We start from the raw sequence: 18,663 nt of genomic DNA on the forward strand, positions 1-18,663 counted from the left end.
TATATATGTAGTCAATATCTCGAAGCTCAACAGTTACTTTGTGACATTCAAGGGCATTGGGGCATCGAAAATCACTGCATTGGGTTCGAGATGTGACATTCCAAGAAGACTTTCCACCACGTCGTGGTGGCAATGCTCCTGTCAATTGGTCTATTTTACACAACTTTTTCATTACGATCGCCCGCAAACTCGGTTTCCGAACTATTCCTCAAGCACAACGCGCCCTCTCTAATCAACTACACAAAGTTTTTTCTTTCTTTGTATGAAACCACCCTGCTCTCCTTATTAAGGAGAGGGGAGATAAAGCACAGCTTTGTCGGGTTGAGTTATGCAACTTGGTATTAACCCGTAGTAACGACTTCAGTCGTTTCCGAAAGCATGAAAATCCAAAACAACATTCACCTAACCTATTGCACCAACATTCACCCTGGTGAAAAATGGAGCAAAGTATTTAGTAACTTACAGCAATACATTCCAGAACTCAAAGCCAAAATAGCACCAAGAAAACCCTTTGGTATTGGCTTGCGTTTAGCAGCAATAGCAGCCAAAGAACTATTACAAGGAAACACTTTAACTGAGTTTAAATCATGGTTAGTCGAACATGATTTATACGTGTTTACTTTAAATGGATTTCCTTATGGCGAATTTCATGGCAAAGTAGTAAAAGACCAAGTTTATGCACCAGATTGGTCTAAACAAGAACGGTTAGATTACACATTACAACTAACCAATATTCTCGCCGAATTGTTACCTGCCGAAATGGAAGGTAGCATTTCCACACTACCATTATCTTACAAACCTTGGTTTAAAGGAAATCAAACATCTGTCATCAATAGCGCTACTTTGCACATAGCAGAAGTGGTAGCGGAAATGGTACACATCCACGCTAATACTGGAAAGCTGCTGCACTTAAATTTAGAACCAGAACCAGATGGATTAATTGAAAATGCTGCCGAAGTAATTGATTATTTCCAAAAGCATTTATTACCGATTGGTGGTGCTTATTTAGCAGAACATTTACAGATACCGCAAAAAGCAGCCGAAGCGCTTTTATTAGAGCATGTGCGTGTATGTTACGACACATGTCATTTTGCGATCGCCTTTGAAAATCCAGTTTCCATTTTCAAGCAATTTCAGGCTGTAGGAATTAAAATCGGCAAAATTCAGATTAGTGCAGCTTTACAGGTAAATGTGCCAGAAGATGCCGAACAACGTCGCCAAATAAAAGAACGGTTACTGCCTTTTGCAGAATCTACGTATTTACATCAAGTAGTTACCAGCGATTCTAATCAATACTCTGACTTGGAAAACGCCTTACCAGATTTAGAAAATACCACTGCATCTCAATGGCGAATTCACTTTCATGTGCCAATTTTTATTCACGATTATCAAGTTTTGCAATCTACGCAAGACGACATTAGCACTGTCTTGGAACTGTTGCAAAATAATCATATTTGTAATCATTTAGAAATTGAAACTTATACTTGGGAGGTGTTACCAAATGAAATGAAGCTGGATTTATTAGCATCAATTCACCGTGAGTATGAGTGGGTTTTAAATAAGATGTGTGCCGTTAGTTGTTAAACAACAATATCATGTTCGCGTTGATTAACAGTAATGATATCGCAAACGTCGTAGAGACGTTCCGCCGGAACGTCTCTACAATATGTGATTAACGGGACATGATATTCAGATATTTTTTGATGTTTATTTTAAGATATTATGCAAAAAACAGTTGTTATTAACGTAGTGGGATTGACACCCAGCTTATTATGTCAGCATACGCCATTTTTATCGCATTGGGCGGCTAGTGGAAAAGTGGCAACCGTAGAATCGGTGTTACCTGCTGTCACTTGTTCGGCACAGGCTACTTATCTTACAGGAAAATTGCCGAACGAACACGGAATTGTCGCTAATGGTTGGTATTTTCGCGATGAGTGTGAAATCAAGTTCTGGCGACAGTCTAACAAATTAATTCAGGCTCCGAAAGTGTGGGATATGGCAAAAGCCCTAAATCCTGACTTTACCTGCGCGAATTTGTTTTGGTGGTACAATATGTACTCGTCAGTAGATTACGCAGTTACTCCCCGACCGATGTATCCTGCTAATGGGAGAAAAATTCCCGATATTTACACTCAACCGGCAGAATGGCGATCGCAACTTCAAATTGATTTAGGACAGTTTCCCCTATTCAATTTCTGGGGTCCCAACACATCAATTAAATCTACTCAATGGATTGCTAATTCAGCAAAGTGGTCTGAAGAACACTCTAACCCAACGCTGACACTCGTTTATTTACCGCATCTCGATTACTGCTTACAAAAATTTGGAACTGACATCAACAAAATAGCGAAAGATTTACAAGAAATTGATGCGGTTTGTGCCGATTTGATTTCGTTTTATGAAAATCGCGGCGCTCAAGTCATCGTTTTGTCAGAATATGGAATTACTGATGTATCTCAACCCATCCACCTAAATCGGATGCTGCGAGAAAAAGGCTTGCTAACAGTACGGGAAGAATTAGGACGAGAATTATTAGATCCAGGTACAAGTAAAGCATTTGCAGTTGCAGATCATCAAATTGCTCATGTTTACGTTAACGATCGCTTTTATATTCCCAAAGTGCGATCGCTTTTAGAAGAAACACCAGGAGTAGCTCAGGTTTTAGATGAGAGCCAAAAATCAGCTTACCATTTAGATCATCCCAGAGCCGGAGAATTGGTAGCGATCGCCAATCCAAATGCATGGTTTACTTATTATTATTGGCTTGATAGCGATCGCGCTCCCGATTTTGCCAGAACCGTAGATATTCATCGTAAACCCGGTTACGACCCTGTAGAATTATTTATTGACCCGCAAATCAAACTTCCCAAACTGAAAATTGCGGCAAAATTGCTAAAAAAACAACTTGGGTTTCGCTATTTAATGGATGTCATTCCCTTAGACGCTTCATTAGTAAAAGGTTCTCACGGTTGTATTCCCGCGAATCAAGATGAAAGTCCATTATTTATTACCAAACAAAGTCACCTACTTTCTTCATCAATACAAGCGATCGATGTTTGTCAGTTAATCCTCAATCATTTAGAGTACTCCAAGTAAAAAAATGCATGGGTATCAAGTAATGCTCTCATTCTTAATGTCTAATGGGCTGAGAAAATCATTTAAAATATCCTCTGGTAAGGGTTCGTTAAAATCGGGGGCAATGACCACCTTACCACGGTCTAAGGAGTGGAATTCGGCGTAATGGTCGCTGATTTAGGGGTACAATGCGGGCAACAGGATTACCAGCTTGGGAAAGAATAACTTCTTCTCCTGCTAAAACCCGACCAAGCAATTCTGTAAAGTCAGTCAAATTGGTAGGAAGTTCTACATTATTCATTGATAGTCACTTTGAATTATTGCAACTAATAACGACGATAGCAGCCACAGCGCATTGCATAACGAAAATTTATCACAAAAACTCTGCGTCACTCTGCGCTTACCTCCGTGTTCCTTTGCGTAAAAAAAAACGCTAGGATTTTACGCAAAGCTGTACTAAGAGTATTCCACTTATCTGCCTTATGCGTGAACAAAACTTTTTGTCAAGTATATATTATGTGTATTTGCCCTACCCTTAGAAGCAGTTTTTTAACGAATATTTCTCACCCTATTTTCACTTCTTTTCTAACCTGAGGTGGAGGCAATATTTTTAAACTTACTCATCAAGAATTATCTTAATAAAATATTAAACAAAGCAAAAGAATTGATATTTGAAACGAAAAATCCTTCATGTATCAATTCCTTAATATTGAGTACGCTTTATTAAGAAGAAATAGCAAAACTTCAATAATTAGAAAAGACTCGGCGACAAGTTAAATTACCTTTTCATCAAATAGTCATTTGTCCCAAGTTCCCAAAAGACAAATGACTAATAAATATTCTAGAGGAATTGCTCATGATTGTTGATTCGCACAATTATACAACACTTGGCGGTGTGCGTGTCTCTCGCTCCATGACAGAAGTCAACATAGACACAGCACTTGAAGATATTTTATTTTATCTAAATTCCCAGCGTGGAGGCTTACTTACTAGCAGTTACGAATATCCAGGAAGATACAAAAGATGGGCAATTGGCTTTGTAAATCCACCCTTAGAACTAACGACAAGAGAGAATAGTTTTAGTTTAAAAGCATTAAGCGATCGCGGCAAAATTCTCTTACCATTACTATTAGAGCGTTTATCACAATCACAGCAACTTCAAGAAGTAATTTCAGATAAAGATAATATTACCGGAATCGTCAATAAAACACAACAATTATTTGCCGAAGAAGAGCGCAGTAAACAACCTTCAGCATTTACAGTTGTCAGAGAAATTCTGCATACCTTCTCAAGTAAAGAAGACGAACATTTAGGGCTTTATGGAGCGTTTGGTTACGACTTAGTTTTTCAATTTGAGCCGATTCCCCAACGCTTAGAACGTCCCGAAGACCAGCGGGATTTAGTATTATATCTACCTGATGAATTAGTTGTAGTTGACTACTATCTACAACGCGCATTTCGTCTTCAATATGAATTTGAAACAGCGCATGGCACAACAAATAATCTTCCTCGCACAGGTGAATCGATAGATTATCGTGGTAAACGTCTTCAAGCAGCGCAACCTGCTGACCATAAAAGAGGTGATTATGCCAAACAAGTTGAAGTCGCACTCGATTACTTCCGTCGAGGTGATTTATTTGAAGTAGTTCCTAGTCAAAACTTTTTTGAATCTTGCGAACAATCACCCAGCAAACTATTTGAAACCTTAAAGAAAATCAATCCCAGTCCCTACGGATTTGTATTTAATTTAGGTGGAGAATATCTCATCGGTGCATCCCCAGAAATGTTTGTCCGCGTTGAAGGTAGGCGCGTAGAAACCTGCCCAATTAGTGGTACTATTACGCGGGGACAAAATGCCATTGACGATGCCGATCAAATTCTTTTGTTACTCAACTCACACAAAGATGAGTCTGAGTTAACAATGTGTACCGACGTAGATCGTAACGACAAATCGCGAATTTGTGAACCAGGTTCAGTCAGAGTAATTGGGCGTCGGCAAATTGAATTATACAGCCACCTAATTCATACAGTCGATCACGTTGAAGGCACATTACGAGAAGAATTTGACGCCTTAGATGCATTTCTTTCCCATACCTGGGCAGTTACAGTTACAGGGGCACCCAAACGCGCTGCCATGCAATTTCTCGAACAGCATGAACGTAGCGCTAGACGTTGGTATGGTGGTGCAGTTGGCTATCTCAGTTTCAATGGTAATTTGAATACCGGTTTGATTTTACGAACAATTCGCTTAAAAGATTCAATTGCCGAAGTGCGAGTTGGTGCAACAGTTCTTTACGACTCCATACCACAAGCCGAAGAACAAGAGACAATTACCAAAGGTGCTGTTTTATTTGAAACAATTCGCCGCGCTAAAGAAACAGATGAGAAAATGGACGAATGCACATCTACAAAACTGAGCAAATGCATTCCCGATGTGGAACCCGGTAAGCACATCTTATTAGTTGACCACGAAGACTCATTTGTTCACACACTAGCCAATTACATCCGACAAACTGGGGCAAGCGTCACCACATTACGTCATGGTTTTAATGAATCGCTTTTTGATACAATACGTCCTGATTTAGTTGTTTTCTCTCCTGGTCCCGGTAGACCAAGTGATTTTAAAGTCCCTGAGATGGTCGCCGCTTGTGTTTGCCGCCAAATTCCTATTTTTGGAGTTTGTCTGGGATTGCAAGGCATTGTAGAAGCTTTTGGTGGAGAGTTAGGAGTTCTCAACTATCCCCAACATGGTAAATCCTCGCGGGTTTTTGTTACCGACACAGATTCGGTGATGTTCCAAGACTTACCAGAATCCTTCGCGGTGGGTAGATATCATTCATTATTTGCTCTACCATTACAAATGCCGGCTGAATTGAAAGTGACAGCGATTTCCGAAGACAACGTAATTATGGGAATTGAACATAAAACACTTGCGATCGCTGCCGTTCAATTTCACCCAGAGTCAATCATGACTTTAAATGGCGAAATCGGTTTAGCAATCATCAAAAACGTCGTCCGTAAATACACTCAAACGAAAGAGTCGTTGGTTATTAGTTAGTGGTTGGTTGTTAGTTGTTAGTGGTTGGTTGTTGGTTGTTAGTTGTTAATTGTAAAAAAACACTCATATCGACTATCAACTATCGACTATCCACTATCAACTACCCACTATCCACTATCCACTATCTACTAAATCATGACAAACCAAGCTCCTCCCCGTCACATTCTCGAAGAAATTGTCTTGCAAAAAAAGCAAGAAGTTGTCCAAATGCAGCAAGAAATGCCTTTGGTAGTTGTGGAAAATCAGTTAACTGCTGCACCGAAAGTGCGAAATTTCCTCGATGCTTTACAGCAAAGTCCTTATAGACCAAGCTTAATAGCTGAGGTTAAAAAAGCATCACCGAGTCGTGGTATTATTCGGGCAGACTTTGACCCCATAGCGATCGCCAAATCTTATGAAAGAGGTGGTGCAGCTTCTATCTCTGTCCTCACAGATGAAAAGTTCTTTCAAGGCAGCTTTGACAATTTGCGTCGCATCCGTCCAGAGGTAGAATTGCCGCTATTATGCAAAGAATTCATTATTGATATTTACCAAATTTATACAGCAAGAGCAGCAGGCGCAGATGCTGTATTATTAATTGCAGCTATTCTCACTGATGAAGAACTCCAAGACTTTTCGCGAGTAATTCACCAATTGGAAATGACTGCGCTGGTAGAAGTTCACACTGAAGCCGAACTAGATCGCGTACTCAAGCTTGAGGGTATACGCTTGGTAGGAATTAACAACCGCAATTTAGAAAATTTTACAGTTGATTTAGCTACTACACAGCAACTTTTAGGGCAACGGCAGCAAGAATTGCAAAGCTTGGATATTACCGTTGTCAGCGAATCGGGATTATTTACACCCGCTGATTTATCTTTAGTGACAGAAGCTGGTGTGCGTGCAGTTTTAGTGGGAGAATCTTTAATTAAACAAAGCGATGTAGAACAAGCTACACGTAATTTGTTGATAGCATCACCCGCAAATCAATTTGCGGACTAATAGACATCTGGTGAAAAGATGTAGAGACGTAGCAGTGCTACGTCTCTACAAGGGTTCTGGGTAAAGCATAATTAATTTACAACAGATGTCTAATAGCCAAAGTCCTTTAAAAAGGACTCAAAAAAAGATTAAGTCCATTTCAATGGACTTAAGCTATAAGCAAGGAAATTTATTTCCTTGTGGGTATCGTTTCCCCAACTCGTAATATGACTTCTATCTCCGATCACTTTCAAACTTTAAGAAATCGCCAGCAGTGTGCTTTAATTCCTTTTATTACAGCTGGCGATCCTAACTTAGAAGCTACCGCCGACGCTCTACGCATTCTAGATCGCAATGGTGCGGACTTTATAGAGTTGGGTGTCCCCTACTCTGATCCTTTAGCAGATGGTCCGGTGATTCAGGCAGCAGCAACTCGCGCTTTGCAACGAGGAACCAAATTAGAGCAAGTGTTAGAGATGTTGGAATCTGTGAGTCCCAACTTGAAAGCGCCGATAATTTTATTTGCTTATTACAATCCAATTTTATACCGGGGTATTAAGTCATTTTTAGGACAAATTGCTCATGCTGGGGTACGCGGTTTGGTGGTACCAGATTTGCCCTTAGAAGAAGCAGAAGAATTAATTCAAACTGCTGCTAGTTTTGGAATTGATGTAATATTGCTTGTAGCGCCTACCAGTTCTCAAGATAGAATTGTGGCGATCGCTCGTCAATCTCAAGGTTTTATCTACCTTGTAAGTGTAACAGGCGTTACAGGGATGCGCTCTCAAATCCATCTCCGTGTCAAGGATTTGATTACAGAATTGCGAAGCGTCACCGATAAACCGATTGGCGTCGGCTTTGGTATTTCTGCCCCAGAACAAGCACATCAAGTCATGGAATGGGGAGCAGATGCCGTAATTGTCGGTAGTGCCTTCGTCAAAAAATTAGCAACGGGTAGTCCCAGCGAAGGACTGCAAGCTGTAGAGAAACTTTGTCAAGAACTTAAAGCAGCCATTACCCCCGCTGCATCCTTCCAAAAAGTCGGTTCAGTTTAAATCATCGTAGAGACGTTCCGGCGGAACGTCTCCCCCCCCATTACCAATAAATAATAAAGGATTTTAACCAGTGGTAAACATTCAAAATATCAAACAAGCCCAAACAGCCCGACCTGACTCGTTAGGCAGATTTGGCAAATTCGGCGGTAAATACGTCCCAGAAACCTTAATGCCCGCATTAAGTGAATTGGAAGCTGCATACGAGCAATATCGCCACGATGCCGGATTTCAAGAAGAGTTGCAAAGTTTACTCAAAGACTACGTGGGAAGACCTAGCCCATTATATTTCGCCGAACGCCTGACGAAGCACTACGCAAGACCTGACGGCACAGGAGCGCAAATTTATTTAAAGCGCGAAGATTTAAATCATACAGGCGCTCACAAAATTAACAACGCTTTAGCGCAGGTGTTGTTGGCAAAGCGCATGGGTAAAAAGCGGATTATCGCTGAAACTGGTGCAGGTCAGCATGGAGTCGCTACGGCAACCGTGTGTGCGCGTTTTGGTTTGGAATGCGTGGTTTACATGGGTGTCCAAGATATGCAACGGCAAGCCCTGAACGTGTTTCGGATGCGGTTGATGGGGGCAGAAGTTAGTCCGGTGGAAGCTGGTACGGGAACTTTGAAAGATGCCACCTCAGAAGCGATTCGCGATTGGGTGACGAATGTAGAAACCACCCATTATATCTTGGGTTCCGTTGCCGGTCCCCATCCCTACCCGATGTTAGTGCGTGACTTTCATGCCGTAATTGGTACAGAAACTCGCGCTCAATGTCAAGAGAAATGGGGCGGTTTGCCAGATATTCTTTTGGCTTGTGTCGGTGGTGGTTCCAATGCGATGGGCTTGTTCCACGAGTTTGTAGATGAAGCATCTATCCGCCTAATTGGAGTTGAGGCAGCGGGTGAAGGTGTGGATACAGAGAAACATGCAGCTACCTTGACAAAAGGACGAGTAGGTGTATTGCATGGAGCGATGAGTTATCTACTGCAAGATGAAGATGGTCAGGTAATCGAAGCGCATTCGATTAGTGCGGGGTTAGATTATCCTGGTGTGGGTCCTGAGCATAGTTACTTAAAGGATCTTGGTCGCGCTGAGTATTACAGTGTGACTGATAAGCAAGCTTTAGAAGCATTGCAGAGACTTTCGCAGCTAGAAGGAATTATTCCCGCTTTAGAAACCGCTCATGCGATCGCCTATCTTGAAACTCTTTGTCAACAGCTTGATGGTAATCCCCGAATTGTCATCAACTGCTCAGGTCGTGGTGACAAAGACGTGCAAACCGTCGCAAAAGCGCTCAGTGTTGAGTAGTTAGTGGTTATTGGTTAGTGGTTAAGAGTACTTTTTAACTCAAACCTTGCACCAATCTCAATTAACTTGATATCCCGCCCCTAGTTGCATTTCGGGCTAATAGCTTAAGTCCATTTTAATGGACTGAAAGTATTCTTTCCTAAGCATTTAGTCTTCTTAAGAAGACTTTAGCTATTAGCCTCAGAATTCATTCTGAGGCGGTTGTTGAGATTGGTGCAAGATATCAGTTTTAACAACTAATACCAATTCTGTATGAAAATGCGCTAAACCATATTTAAGTACAAGAAAGAAGAAAGAAAAACGAACCGCAAAGGACGCAAAGGACACAAAGAAAGAAAGAAGTTAAAAGGGTTTGGCGCAGCCTCATAAAGAAATGGTATAACAACCATCAATCAACAACCATCAATCAACAACCAATATGATAGCCACAACCCAAGCCCTACCTAACAACATTCCCGATGAAAATTGGTCTGACTTGTTAAAACAATTATTGGATAAGCGATCGCTCACAGTTTCTCAATCTGCGGACTTGATGCAAGGTTGGCTGACAGAAGCTATTCCCCCCGTCCTCACGGGAGCGATTTTAGCCGCGATTCAGGCAAAAGGTGTATCCGTAGAAGAATTGGTTGGTATGGCTGGTGTTTTGCAATCCCAATCAATAGGAGGACAAGGGGACAAGGGGGCAAGGGGACAAGGGGACAATGGGACAAGGGGACAAGGTGAATTTTCTTCGTTGTCTCCCTGTCTCCCTGTCTCCCTGTCTCCCCATCCCCCCCTCTCCCCCTCTCCCCTAATTGACACCTGCGGAACTGGTGGAGATGGAGCTTCAACTTTCAATATATCTACTGCTGTCGCCTTTGTTGCCGCTGCTGCTGGGGTAAAAGTTGCCAAACATGGCAATCGTTCTGCATCCAGCAAAACCGGTTCCGCTGATGTGTTGGAAGCTTTGGGTATAAATCTTAACGCCAGTCCGGAGAAAGTGGAGTCGGCAGTTGATGTTGTTGGGATGACCTTTTTGTTTGCTCCAGGATGGCATCCAGCATTGAAAGCAGTTGCCGCTTTGCGAAAAACTTTGAAAGTGCGGACTATCTTTAATTTGTTGGGACCTTTGGTAAATCCAATGCGACCGACAGGGCAAATTATTGGTGTGAGTGACCCACTTTTGTTAGAAGCGATCGCTCTAGCATTATCGCAACTCGGATGTCGTCGAGCGATCGCACTCCACGGCAGAGAAAAGTTAGATGAAGCAGGTTTGGCAGACATCACTTACCTAGCCATACTCCAAGAGCAAAAAGTCCGCAGCATCACACTCAATCCCCTAGAATTAGGTTTAAGTCATGCTCCCACTGAAGCTTTATGTGGTGGAGATGTCCAAGAGAATGCAGAAATTTTAAGAAATGTTTTGCAGGGTAAAGGCACTCAAGCACAGCAAGATGTAGTTGCTTTAAATACCGCTCTTGCGCTACAAGTTGGCGAAGTTTTTGATAGTAATTCTACAGATATTTTGGAAAATTGTGTTCAAGGCATAGCTTTGGCAAAAGAAGTTCTGCAAAGCGGTGCGGCTTGGACGAAATTAGAGCAATTGGCTCAATTTTTGAGCGAATAACTAAATTTGGAGAAAATAAATGATTGTCATTCTAAAAAACGGTACACCTCAAGAAGAAATTACTCGGTTAAGTGAAGAAATCAGTGACACTTGGGGAGTCACAATCGAAAAAAGCGTTGGCAAGCACAAAATTGTTTTAGCGATGATTGGTGATACTCCTAGCATCAATCCTTTGCAAATCAAGGGGTATAGTCCTTGGATTGAGGAAGTATTGCGAGTACAACAACCTTTCAAAAGAGTGAGTCGCGAATTCCGCTATGGAGAAGCTAGCGAAGTTGTTGTACCGACACCTAACGGTAAAGTCTACTTTGGTGAAAATCATCCCATTGTCGTGGTAGCTGGACCCTGTTCTGTTGAGAATGAAGAGATGATTGTCGAAACAGCAAAGCGCGTGAAAGCAGCGGGAGCCAAATTCATCCGTGGTGGAGCATACAAACCTCGCACTTCACCTTATGCATTCCAAGGACACGGTGAAACTGCCTTGGGTTTGTTAGCAGCTGCTCGTGAAGCTACGGGTTTAGGCATCATCACAGAAGTGATGGATACTGCCGACTTAGAAGCAGTGGGGAGAGTCGCTGACGTGATCCAAGTGGGAGCGCGGAATATGCACAACTTCTCGTTGTTGAAAAAAGTAGGCGCTCAAGATAAGCCAGTGCTGTTGAAGCGTGGAATGTCAGCCACAATTGATGAGTGGTTGATGGCAGCAGAATACATCCTTGCTGGAGGAAATCCGAATGTAATTCTTTGTGAGCGGGGAATTAGAACCTTTGATGGCAAATATGCTCGCAATACCTTAGATTTGTCGGTGCTTCCAGTATTGCGATCGCTTACCCATTTACCAATCATGATTGACCCCAGTCATGGTACAGGTAGGTCTGAGTACGTTACACCAATGGCAAAAGCTGCGATCGCTGCCGGTACAGATGCTTTAATGATTGAAGTTCATCCAAACCCAGCAAAAGCCCTATCTGATGGTCCTCAATCCCTCACTCCTGATAAGTTTGACATCTTGGCTCAGGAAATGGCAGTAATAGGCAAAGTTGTCGGTCGCTGGTCTGAACGTGCCTTAGTAGGTTCTATTTAATTCTCCGATTAATGAATTGAAAGAATTGTAGATTGTTGGGTGCGTTGGCGCAATTCGTAACGCATCCAATTTGATATTTTATATTTAAAAAAAGTTACAAATAACTTTTTTTTGTTATCTCATGTCCGTTTAAATAACAGTAATAAAAACATCGCAACCGTCCTAGAGACGTTCCGATGGAACGTCTTTATTCTCGCAGTAAATAAATATTTCATCTAAATAAACAATAAAAATTAGACAAATTTATCAAAACATTTCTCATTGTTAATTTAATTTCAAAACATTACTATATTTTGTAAAAGCGACATTAATTACAAGTTGTTTTTGGTTAGGAAAAATGTAAACACTGTGTAATTAAGCCCAACTAACTAAAAAAATAATAGCTGTTAACTAGATTCAACATTAAAAAAATCATAAAAAAGCTACAAAGCAAACTTAACTTTGCATTTTTGATGTGGCTTTATTAAGCAAAATTTTTGCACCGAAAACAAAAGGATTATATCTAATGGCAGATTCTTTGACCAGCAACCCCCTTGATGGTAATAACTCAACAGGCGGCAATATTATTGGTAGCAATTCCAATACTTTTGATGATGGAATCTCATCTCAAGGTAGTAGCAGTTCAAGCAGTAGTGGCGGCAATTCGTTTGGGCAATCACCTTGGGGTCGCTTAAGCGAAGTCGGTATCACCGATTTAGGTAGCCTTTTCAGTGGCGTTGGCAGTGAATCTGGTGGCGGGAACCCGTTTGCTAACAACCCGGCAGCAGCCGAGGTACTGTTTGGTGGTGAGAGTCAGGGGGGATCGCCTTTTAGTAACTTGAGGACAAATATTGACAGGCTAGTTGGTAATACCACCAATGGCACTAACCCAACGGGTGGTAGCGCCATTACCTCTCAGTCTGTTGATGCCGATACTACTAGCGGCTTTGGCAGCACCTTTGGTGGGGGTAGCACCCAGGATATAACTGCTATCAACTTCGGTGGTGCTTTCGGTGGTGGAACCTCTGAGATTGAGATCAGATCCTATATTGACAACCTGGTTAACTCCAATCTCAGCGAAGGTGGTATCAGTTCATCCTTCAATATTCCTAGCAGTGAATTCGGTAGCGGCAGTATCCCCTCTACTGACAGCTTCGGCACAGTGTCTGATGAAACCTTCGGTGCTATCTTCGGCATCCCAACTGCTGACAGCTTCGATTTAACTAGCTTTGGCATCCCAACTGACGGCAGCTTGACTGGCTTAGGTGACGGTATCCCGATTAGTGGCGGTGAGACTAGCGGTCTGAGCGATCCGTTTGCATCTGGAGGCGTCTTTGGCATCCCATCTGCTGACAGCTTTGATTTAGCTAGCTATGGCATCCCAACTGATGGCAGCTTTGGTAGCGATGGCACAGTCTCTGATGAGACCTTCAGTGCTATCTTTGGCATCCCAACTGATGGTAGCTTCGATTTAGCTATCTTTGGCATCCCAACTGATGGCAGCTTTGGTGGTGTAAGTGGCGGTAGTAGTATTCCGTCATTCGGTGGCGACAACGTGTTCGTTTAGTACCAAATTGCATAAGTTCAAGGGCGAATTGAAGTTACACGTTGCAACAATCTGGGTTACTGTGCCTATTTATTTAAACCTTCAATTCGTGACAATTTTACCCAAAGCAATGTTAAATAGCGACAAATATTTTTGTGTTTTTTCAATTAATTATGCCGCTACTTAAAAGTAAAGTCTTAGATTGTTAAGCTCGTTAGTACTGAAAGTTGATGACAGTACTAAAACTGTCATCAAACTTATTGCTTAGACACCTTTTTATTAGGAAATAAAACTTGAATTACATGTAAGACCAATTAATTGTATTATCCCCAAAAATATAAAAAACATCAGAATTCAGACTTCAATTCTTATTTGATATGCAAATTTTTTCAGATTAAAACGTGAGGACAATTATTTATGGCAACTTCAACTTATACTGTCAATTCCATTAATGAGCTTAATCAATCAGTGACTGGTGATAGCTTGTTAACTGGTATTAGCAATCCCTTGGCTGTTAATGACAATCTCTTAACTGGTGGGTTGAGCACTTCTATTTCTAGTAGTAGCAGTCTACCTATAATTGAAAACGGTAATAATAGCAATTCTACAACTGTTATTAAAAGTAACCCGTTTGCGATCGTTGGCAACGTGGTTGTTGGTAATGGTCAATGGATAACCAGTAATGAAACCACACCAGAAAGTGTCTCTCTAGCGCTAACGTCTGCTGTTGATCAATTACTTGACTCCGTTATTGTCAAATTGCGTAACAGATTGCCCTTGAGTGATGCTGGCAGTGGTTTGAGTGATAGTAATCCGTTTGCGAATGGAAACAACCCTTTTGGTGATGGCAATCAACCTTCGGCACCAGGTTTGGTATTGAATGCCAGTGGTGAAAATCTGGTTGTAGGTAGTGAAAACCCGTTTGAAAGTGGTGAAATCCCAGTTACAGGTGGTGAGAACCCCTTTACAAGTGGTGAAAATCCGTTTGCAAGTTCTGAAAACCCAGTTGTAAGTGGTGAAAATCCCTTTACAAGTGGTGAAAATCCGTTTATAGGTGGTGAGAACCCGTTTGCAAGTGGTGAAAATCCCTTTGCAAGTGGTGAAAATCCCTTTGCAAGTGGTGGTGCTAATCAGCAACCATCTTTCGATATCTCGCAATTTATCTTCGGTAACGACGACAATCTAACATTCTTAACTGGTGATGGCAGCGTGCCTGAGTTATCATCTTCAGAAATATTGAAGACTATCCAAGCCGATATCTTAACCGTAACTAAAATTCTCAACTCTGGAAATCTGTTTGCAGATGGTAACAATACACCTTTGCAAACACCGTCAGATTTGTTGAGGCTGTTCAGAAATGATATATTCAGCTTCAATAGCGGTGTCAACGCTGTCAACGAACTTGCTACTGGTGACACTTCCTATACTGATGGTAGCAATCCATTCCTCAGCTTATTTGCTGGTGGCAGTCAAGATCAGGAAATACCATTTGATATTTTGAATGTTGCTCTGGAAGGAATTTTACCCTTCAATGGCAAAGATAATGTATTTTCTACCCCAGATGGCGAACTACCAATTGGTTATGGTAATCGCGACTTCGGGACTGATAATGCAACCATCGGTAATGCTAATTGGGATTATGGCAACGGCAACGCAACCATCGGTAATGGCAATTGGCTTTGGGATTCCAGTACTGACAACGCAACCATCGGTAATGGCAATTGGAATTTAGATGCTTCTCATGACAATACAACCATTGGTAATGGTAACTGGTATTGGAATTCAACTAGTGACAATACAACCCTTGGTAATGGCAATTGGAGTTTTGGAAATAACAATACAACCCTTGGTAATGGGAACTTTGACTTTGGCAGTAACAATACAGTAATTGGTAGTGGCAACAATGTCTTCACCAGTAACAGTATAGTCATTGGTAATGGCAATTGGTCTGTGGTGATTGATAAATCAAGCGCTGGTGCTAGCGACTTTCTCACCGAGTTAAATACGTGGGTGTCTGTAATCGGAGTCAAAGATGCTACTGATAACCTGATTGATTCCGTCATCGGTAAGCTGGGTGAAGCTTTTGTGCCATTAGCAGGTAATCTGAGTGCATCAGGTACTGACACATTTAACCGATTGTTTTTATCTTAAGACAGTTATAAAAGAATCGTCAATCATGTCCCGGAAATCACACCATGTCCGGATAATTAGTTATGATTCCCACAGTCGTTGCACCCCACCCCGCCAAAGCTGTGCTTTGTCTCCCCTCCCCGCCTGCGGGGAGGGGATTAAGGGGTGGGGTTCTGCGGGTTTAGTAAGTAATCAAGCGGACATCATATCATACATACTGTAAAGACGTTCCAGTGGAACGTCTCTACGATGGTAGGTAGGTTTTTATTACTGTTAATTAAGCGGACATGATATCAGGTGGTTCAGTCTAGAAGAGATTAGCGATCGCTCTCAGCTTTTTTGGTAAACTGAGAAAGCGATCGCTATTTTTCTTTAACCACAGTCGCTATTGGCAGATATTGCGATCGCCTATATTAATATTGGGGTTACTTGTGAGATAATCATGCAAGCGATCGCATCCCCGCTTTAATAATTGCGACAAATTCAATGTTTGCAATTCTATCCCCGTCAACCGCCAAATTTTTACTGTCTTATCTTGACTTGCCGAAACAATCATCTTACCATCAGAACTAAAATTAACACTTCTTACATCACCAGTATGTCCCTGGAAAGTTCTTAGCAACATACCTGTGTGCATACTCCAGAGTTTGATGGTGTCGTCATCACTAGCTGAAGCAATCATTTTCTCGTCAGGAGAAAAACTCAAATTATTAACCGCATCAGTATGTCCGATTAAGTTTTTCAACAAGCTACCGTCACGATTCCAGAGTTTGACTGTACCATCCTGACTACCAGAGGCTATTATCTTACCATCTGAGCTGAAAGTTAAAGCCCAAACACTAGCATTGTGTCCATTAAGAGTTTTTACCAACTTGCCATCCCGACTCCAAAGTTTGATGGCATTATCAGCACTGACTGATGCTAACAACTCACCATCTGGGCTAAATTCAACATTAGTCACCCAACCTTTATGCCCCTTAAGAGTATTTAGCAAGCGACCGTCCATACTCCACAGTTTAACAGTTTTGTCAGCACTGGCAGAAGCGAGGATTTTCGCATCAGGACTGAAGCTCATATTAATTATCCAATCAGTATGTCCCTTGAGGATGCGAAGCAAAGAGCCATCACGTTTTCGCAGTTGAATAGTATTATCAGCACTTGCTGTCGCTACTGTGTTTTCGTCCGGGGTGAAGCTAATGCTGGTAATATCGTTAATGGGGGAAGAGACAGATTTTAGCAACTTCCCGTCTAAACTCCACAATTTCATCGTTTTATCGTTGCTAACCGAGAAAACCGTATTACCTTGAGGATTAAACCAAGCGGTATTCACACTATCTTTATGTCCAAAAAGTGTTTTTGGCGCATTGATATCAAGATTCCAAAGTCTCACAGTATAATCATCGCTAGCGGAAGCAAGTAGTTGACCGTCTGAACTAAAACTAACGCTATTGACTACATGGTTATGTCCCTGTAAAGTCTCCAATAATTGACCATCCAAGCTCCAAAGTTTGATAGTTTTATCAATACTTGCACTTGCGATGATTTTACCGTCCGGTAAAAAACTAACGCTTTTAACATCGCTGTTATGTCCAGTTAGCGTCTTCAGTAAACGACCGTCACGATTCCAGAGTTTGACAGTATTATCAGCACTAGCGGAAGCAATTGTCTGCCCATCTTTTGACCAAGCGACAGTCAAAACCTCATCAGTATGTCCTGGCAAAGTTTTTAACAAGCGACCGTCTAAACTCCACAATTTAATTGTGCGATCTTCGCTACCAGAAGCGATAATATCACCTTGAGGTGAAAAAGTAACGCTATTTACACCTTGGCTGTGTCCGGTAAGAGTTTTCAGTAATTTGCCATCAAGACTCCAGAGTTTGATAGTATCATCATTGCTAGCCGAAACAATCATTTGACCGTCGGGTGAGAAAGCAGCGCTATTAACTCCATCATTATGTCCAGAAAGTGTTTTCAGCAACTTGCCATCCCGACTCCAAAGTTTGATGGTTGCATCAGTACCTCCCGAAGCTAACATTTTACTGTCACTAGAGAAACTCACACTATTGACTCCATCGCTATGTCCACGTAAAGTGTGAAGTAACTTGCCGTCACGCTGCCAAAGTTTAATCGTTGTATCAGTACTTGCTGAAGCAATAATTTGTCCATCGGGAGAGAAACTGACACTACTTACCCAAGAATTATGTCCAATTAAGCGGTTGCGTTCTTGAGTTTGATCGATCGCCTGTTGTAAAGTAGTTGCAGTTGCAGTTTGAATCTTTTTTGCAGTATCAGGATACATCACCAGACTAGAAAACATCATCCTCTGTAACTCTTGCCCTGCCTTAACACTAGTTGATAGTGCTTCTAATTGCTTATGGGAGAAAAGAAAGTTTTCTGACAAAGAATTTAAAGCTTGTATCTCTCGCAACTGCGCTTTTTGACTTTGCTGATAAGCTAAACCTGCAAAAGAGAAAGCAGTCACTCCTAGAATACTCATAACAGCTACAGCTTTTTGCGCTTGTTTGAGTCTGCGTTTTTCTTGCAGTTGTTGTCGTTGTCTTTCTTCTAGACAAGCAGCAATAAATCGCTGAACATCAAAAGATAGTTCTTCAGTGTAATTGATATAAATATCTTCCGCTTCAGCCAAACGTACACCCTGCAATAAAAAATCAGATTGTTCACCACCATGCTTCCACAGTTGTGCAGCTTGCTCAATTTGACGTTGCGATCGCAATCTACCACGATTTTCCTCCAACCACCATCGCAAAGTAGACCAATAGCGAATCAGCACCTCATGGGCAACTTCTATCGTCACGGAAGAGGAGGGGGGGAGTGGGGGATGGGGGGATGGGGAGATGGGG

Annotated in this window: 12 protein-coding genes; 10 read left to right on the top strand and 2 right to left on the bottom strand. The window is 41.7% G+C overall.

What is annotated here, in order from left to right; translation table 11 throughout:
- Window positions 1-378 precede the first annotated feature (378 nt).
- Together eboE and TOL9009_RS0115035 are read left to right on the top strand one after the other, a co-directional pair.
- Entirely contained in the window at window positions 379-1,584 is a 1,206-nt protein-coding gene (eboE, locus tag TOL9009_RS0115030; RefSeq protein ID WP_029633531.1) for a metabolite traffic protein EboE, read from the top strand.
- Between the two features lie 138 nt (window positions 1,585-1,722).
- Entirely contained in the window at window positions 1,723-3,099 is a 1,377-nt protein-coding gene (locus TOL9009_RS0115035) for an alkaline phosphatase family protein (RefSeq protein WP_029633532.1), read from the top strand.
- Window positions 3,100-3,211: 112 nt separating this feature from the next.
- Here the strand turns inward: TOL9009_RS0115035 and TOL9009_RS49355 are convergent, their stop codons facing one another.
- A complete protein-coding gene (locus TOL9009_RS49355) occupies window positions 3,212-3,379 on the bottom strand; it encodes a type II toxin-antitoxin system Phd/YefM family antitoxin (protein WP_242055352.1) in 168 nt (55 codons plus the stop codon).
- A gap of 555 nt (window positions 3,380-3,934) precedes the next feature.
- On the opposite strand from TOL9009_RS49355, the gene TOL9009_RS0115045 reads away from it, so the two are divergent.
- From TOL9009_RS0115045 to TOL9009_RS42170, 8 genes are all read left to right on the top strand, one after another.
- Window positions 3,935-6,136 carry an anthranilate synthase gene (locus TOL9009_RS0115045; protein WP_029633533.1) on the top strand — a complete coding sequence of 734 codons (2,202 nt, stop codon included), beginning with the start codon at window positions 3,935-3,937 and terminating at the stop codon, window positions 6,134-6,136.
- Between the two features lie 135 nt (window positions 6,137-6,271).
- Window positions 6,272-7,117 (top strand): indole-3-glycerol phosphate synthase TrpC, encoded by an 846-nt coding sequence (trpC, locus tag TOL9009_RS0115050; RefSeq protein WP_029633534.1) that lies wholly within the window; start codon window positions 6,272-6,274, stop codon window positions 7,115-7,117.
- Between the two features lie 206 nt (window positions 7,118-7,323).
- Entirely contained in the window at window positions 7,324-8,151 is an 828-nt protein-coding gene (gene trpA / locus TOL9009_RS0115055; protein ID WP_029633535.1) for a tryptophan synthase subunit alpha, read from the top strand.
- Window positions 8,152-8,221: 70 nt separating this feature from the next.
- Complete coding sequence (gene trpB, locus TOL9009_RS0115060) at window positions 8,222-9,457, top strand: tryptophan synthase subunit beta (protein WP_051502906.1); 1,236 nt, start codon at window positions 8,222-8,224, stop codon at window positions 9,455-9,457.
- A 418-nt stretch (window positions 9,458-9,875) separates the two neighbouring features.
- Window positions 9,876-11,063 (top strand): anthranilate phosphoribosyltransferase, encoded by a 1,188-nt coding sequence (trpD, locus tag TOL9009_RS0115065; RefSeq protein WP_029633537.1) that lies wholly within the window; start codon window positions 9,876-9,878, stop codon window positions 11,061-11,063.
- A gap of 19 nt (window positions 11,064-11,082) precedes the next feature.
- Window positions 11,083-12,147, top strand: coding sequence for a 3-deoxy-7-phosphoheptulonate synthase (gene aroF / locus TOL9009_RS0115070; protein ID WP_029633538.1), 1,065 nt, complete (start codon window positions 11,083-11,085; stop codon window positions 12,145-12,147).
- Window positions 12,148-12,652: 505 nt separating this feature from the next.
- The gene (locus TOL9009_RS0115075; protein WP_144238245.1) at window positions 12,653-13,693 is read left to right on the top strand and encodes a hypothetical protein; all 1,041 of its coding nucleotides are present in this window, start codon (window positions 12,653-12,655) and stop codon (window positions 13,691-13,693) included.
- 396 nt (window positions 13,694-14,089) lie between these two features.
- Window positions 14,090-15,823 carry a hypothetical protein gene (locus TOL9009_RS42170; RefSeq protein WP_051502907.1) on the top strand — a complete coding sequence of 578 codons (1,734 nt, stop codon included), beginning with the start codon at window positions 14,090-14,092 and terminating at the stop codon, window positions 15,821-15,823.
- 364 nt (window positions 15,824-16,187) lie between these two features.
- Here the strand turns inward: TOL9009_RS42170 and TOL9009_RS42590 are convergent.
- The coding region (locus TOL9009_RS42590; RefSeq protein WP_038296362.1) for a WD40 repeat domain-containing protein at window positions 16,188-18,663 on the bottom strand (2,476 nt) is incomplete at its 5' end.

The organism is [Scytonema hofmanni] UTEX 2349, from assembly GCF_000582685.1.
Taxonomy (GTDB): domain Bacteria; phylum Cyanobacteriota; class Cyanobacteriia; order Cyanobacteriales; family Nostocaceae; genus Hassallia; species Hassallia hofmanni.

What these genes read in the sequence shown, in the direction of transcription:
- trpC (WP_029633534.1), top strand. Translation starts at nt 6,272, where the DNA reads ATGACAAACCAAGCTCCTCCCCGTCACATTCTCGAAGAAATTGTCTTG.
- TOL9009_RS0115035 (WP_029633532.1), top strand. Translation starts at nt 1,723, where the DNA reads ATGCAAAAAACAGTTGTTATTAACGTAGTGGGATTGACACCCAGCTTA.
- eboE (WP_029633531.1), top strand. Translation starts at nt 379, where the DNA reads ATGAAAATCCAAAACAACATTCACCTAACCTATTGCACCAACATTCAC.
- trpD (WP_029633537.1), top strand. Translation starts at nt 9,876, where the DNA reads ATGATAGCCACAACCCAAGCCCTACCTAACAACATTCCCGATGAAAAT.
- TOL9009_RS42170 (WP_051502907.1), top strand. Translation starts at nt 14,090, where the DNA reads ATGGCAACTTCAACTTATACTGTCAATTCCATTAATGAGCTTAATCAA.
- TOL9009_RS49355 (WP_242055352.1), bottom strand. Translation starts at nt 3,379, where the DNA reads ATGAATAATGTAGAACTTCCTACCAATTTGACTGACTTTACAGAATTG.
- trpA (WP_029633535.1), top strand. Translation starts at nt 7,324, where the DNA reads ATGACTTCTATCTCCGATCACTTTCAAACTTTAAGAAATCGCCAGCAG.
- TOL9009_RS0115075 (WP_144238245.1), top strand. Translation starts at nt 12,653, where the DNA reads ATGGCAGATTCTTTGACCAGCAACCCCCTTGATGGTAATAACTCAACA.
- TOL9009_RS0115045 (WP_029633533.1), top strand. Translation starts at nt 3,935, where the DNA reads ATGATTGTTGATTCGCACAATTATACAACACTTGGCGGTGTGCGTGTC.
- aroF (WP_029633538.1), top strand. Translation starts at nt 11,083, where the DNA reads ATGATTGTCATTCTAAAAAACGGTACACCTCAAGAAGAAATTACTCGG.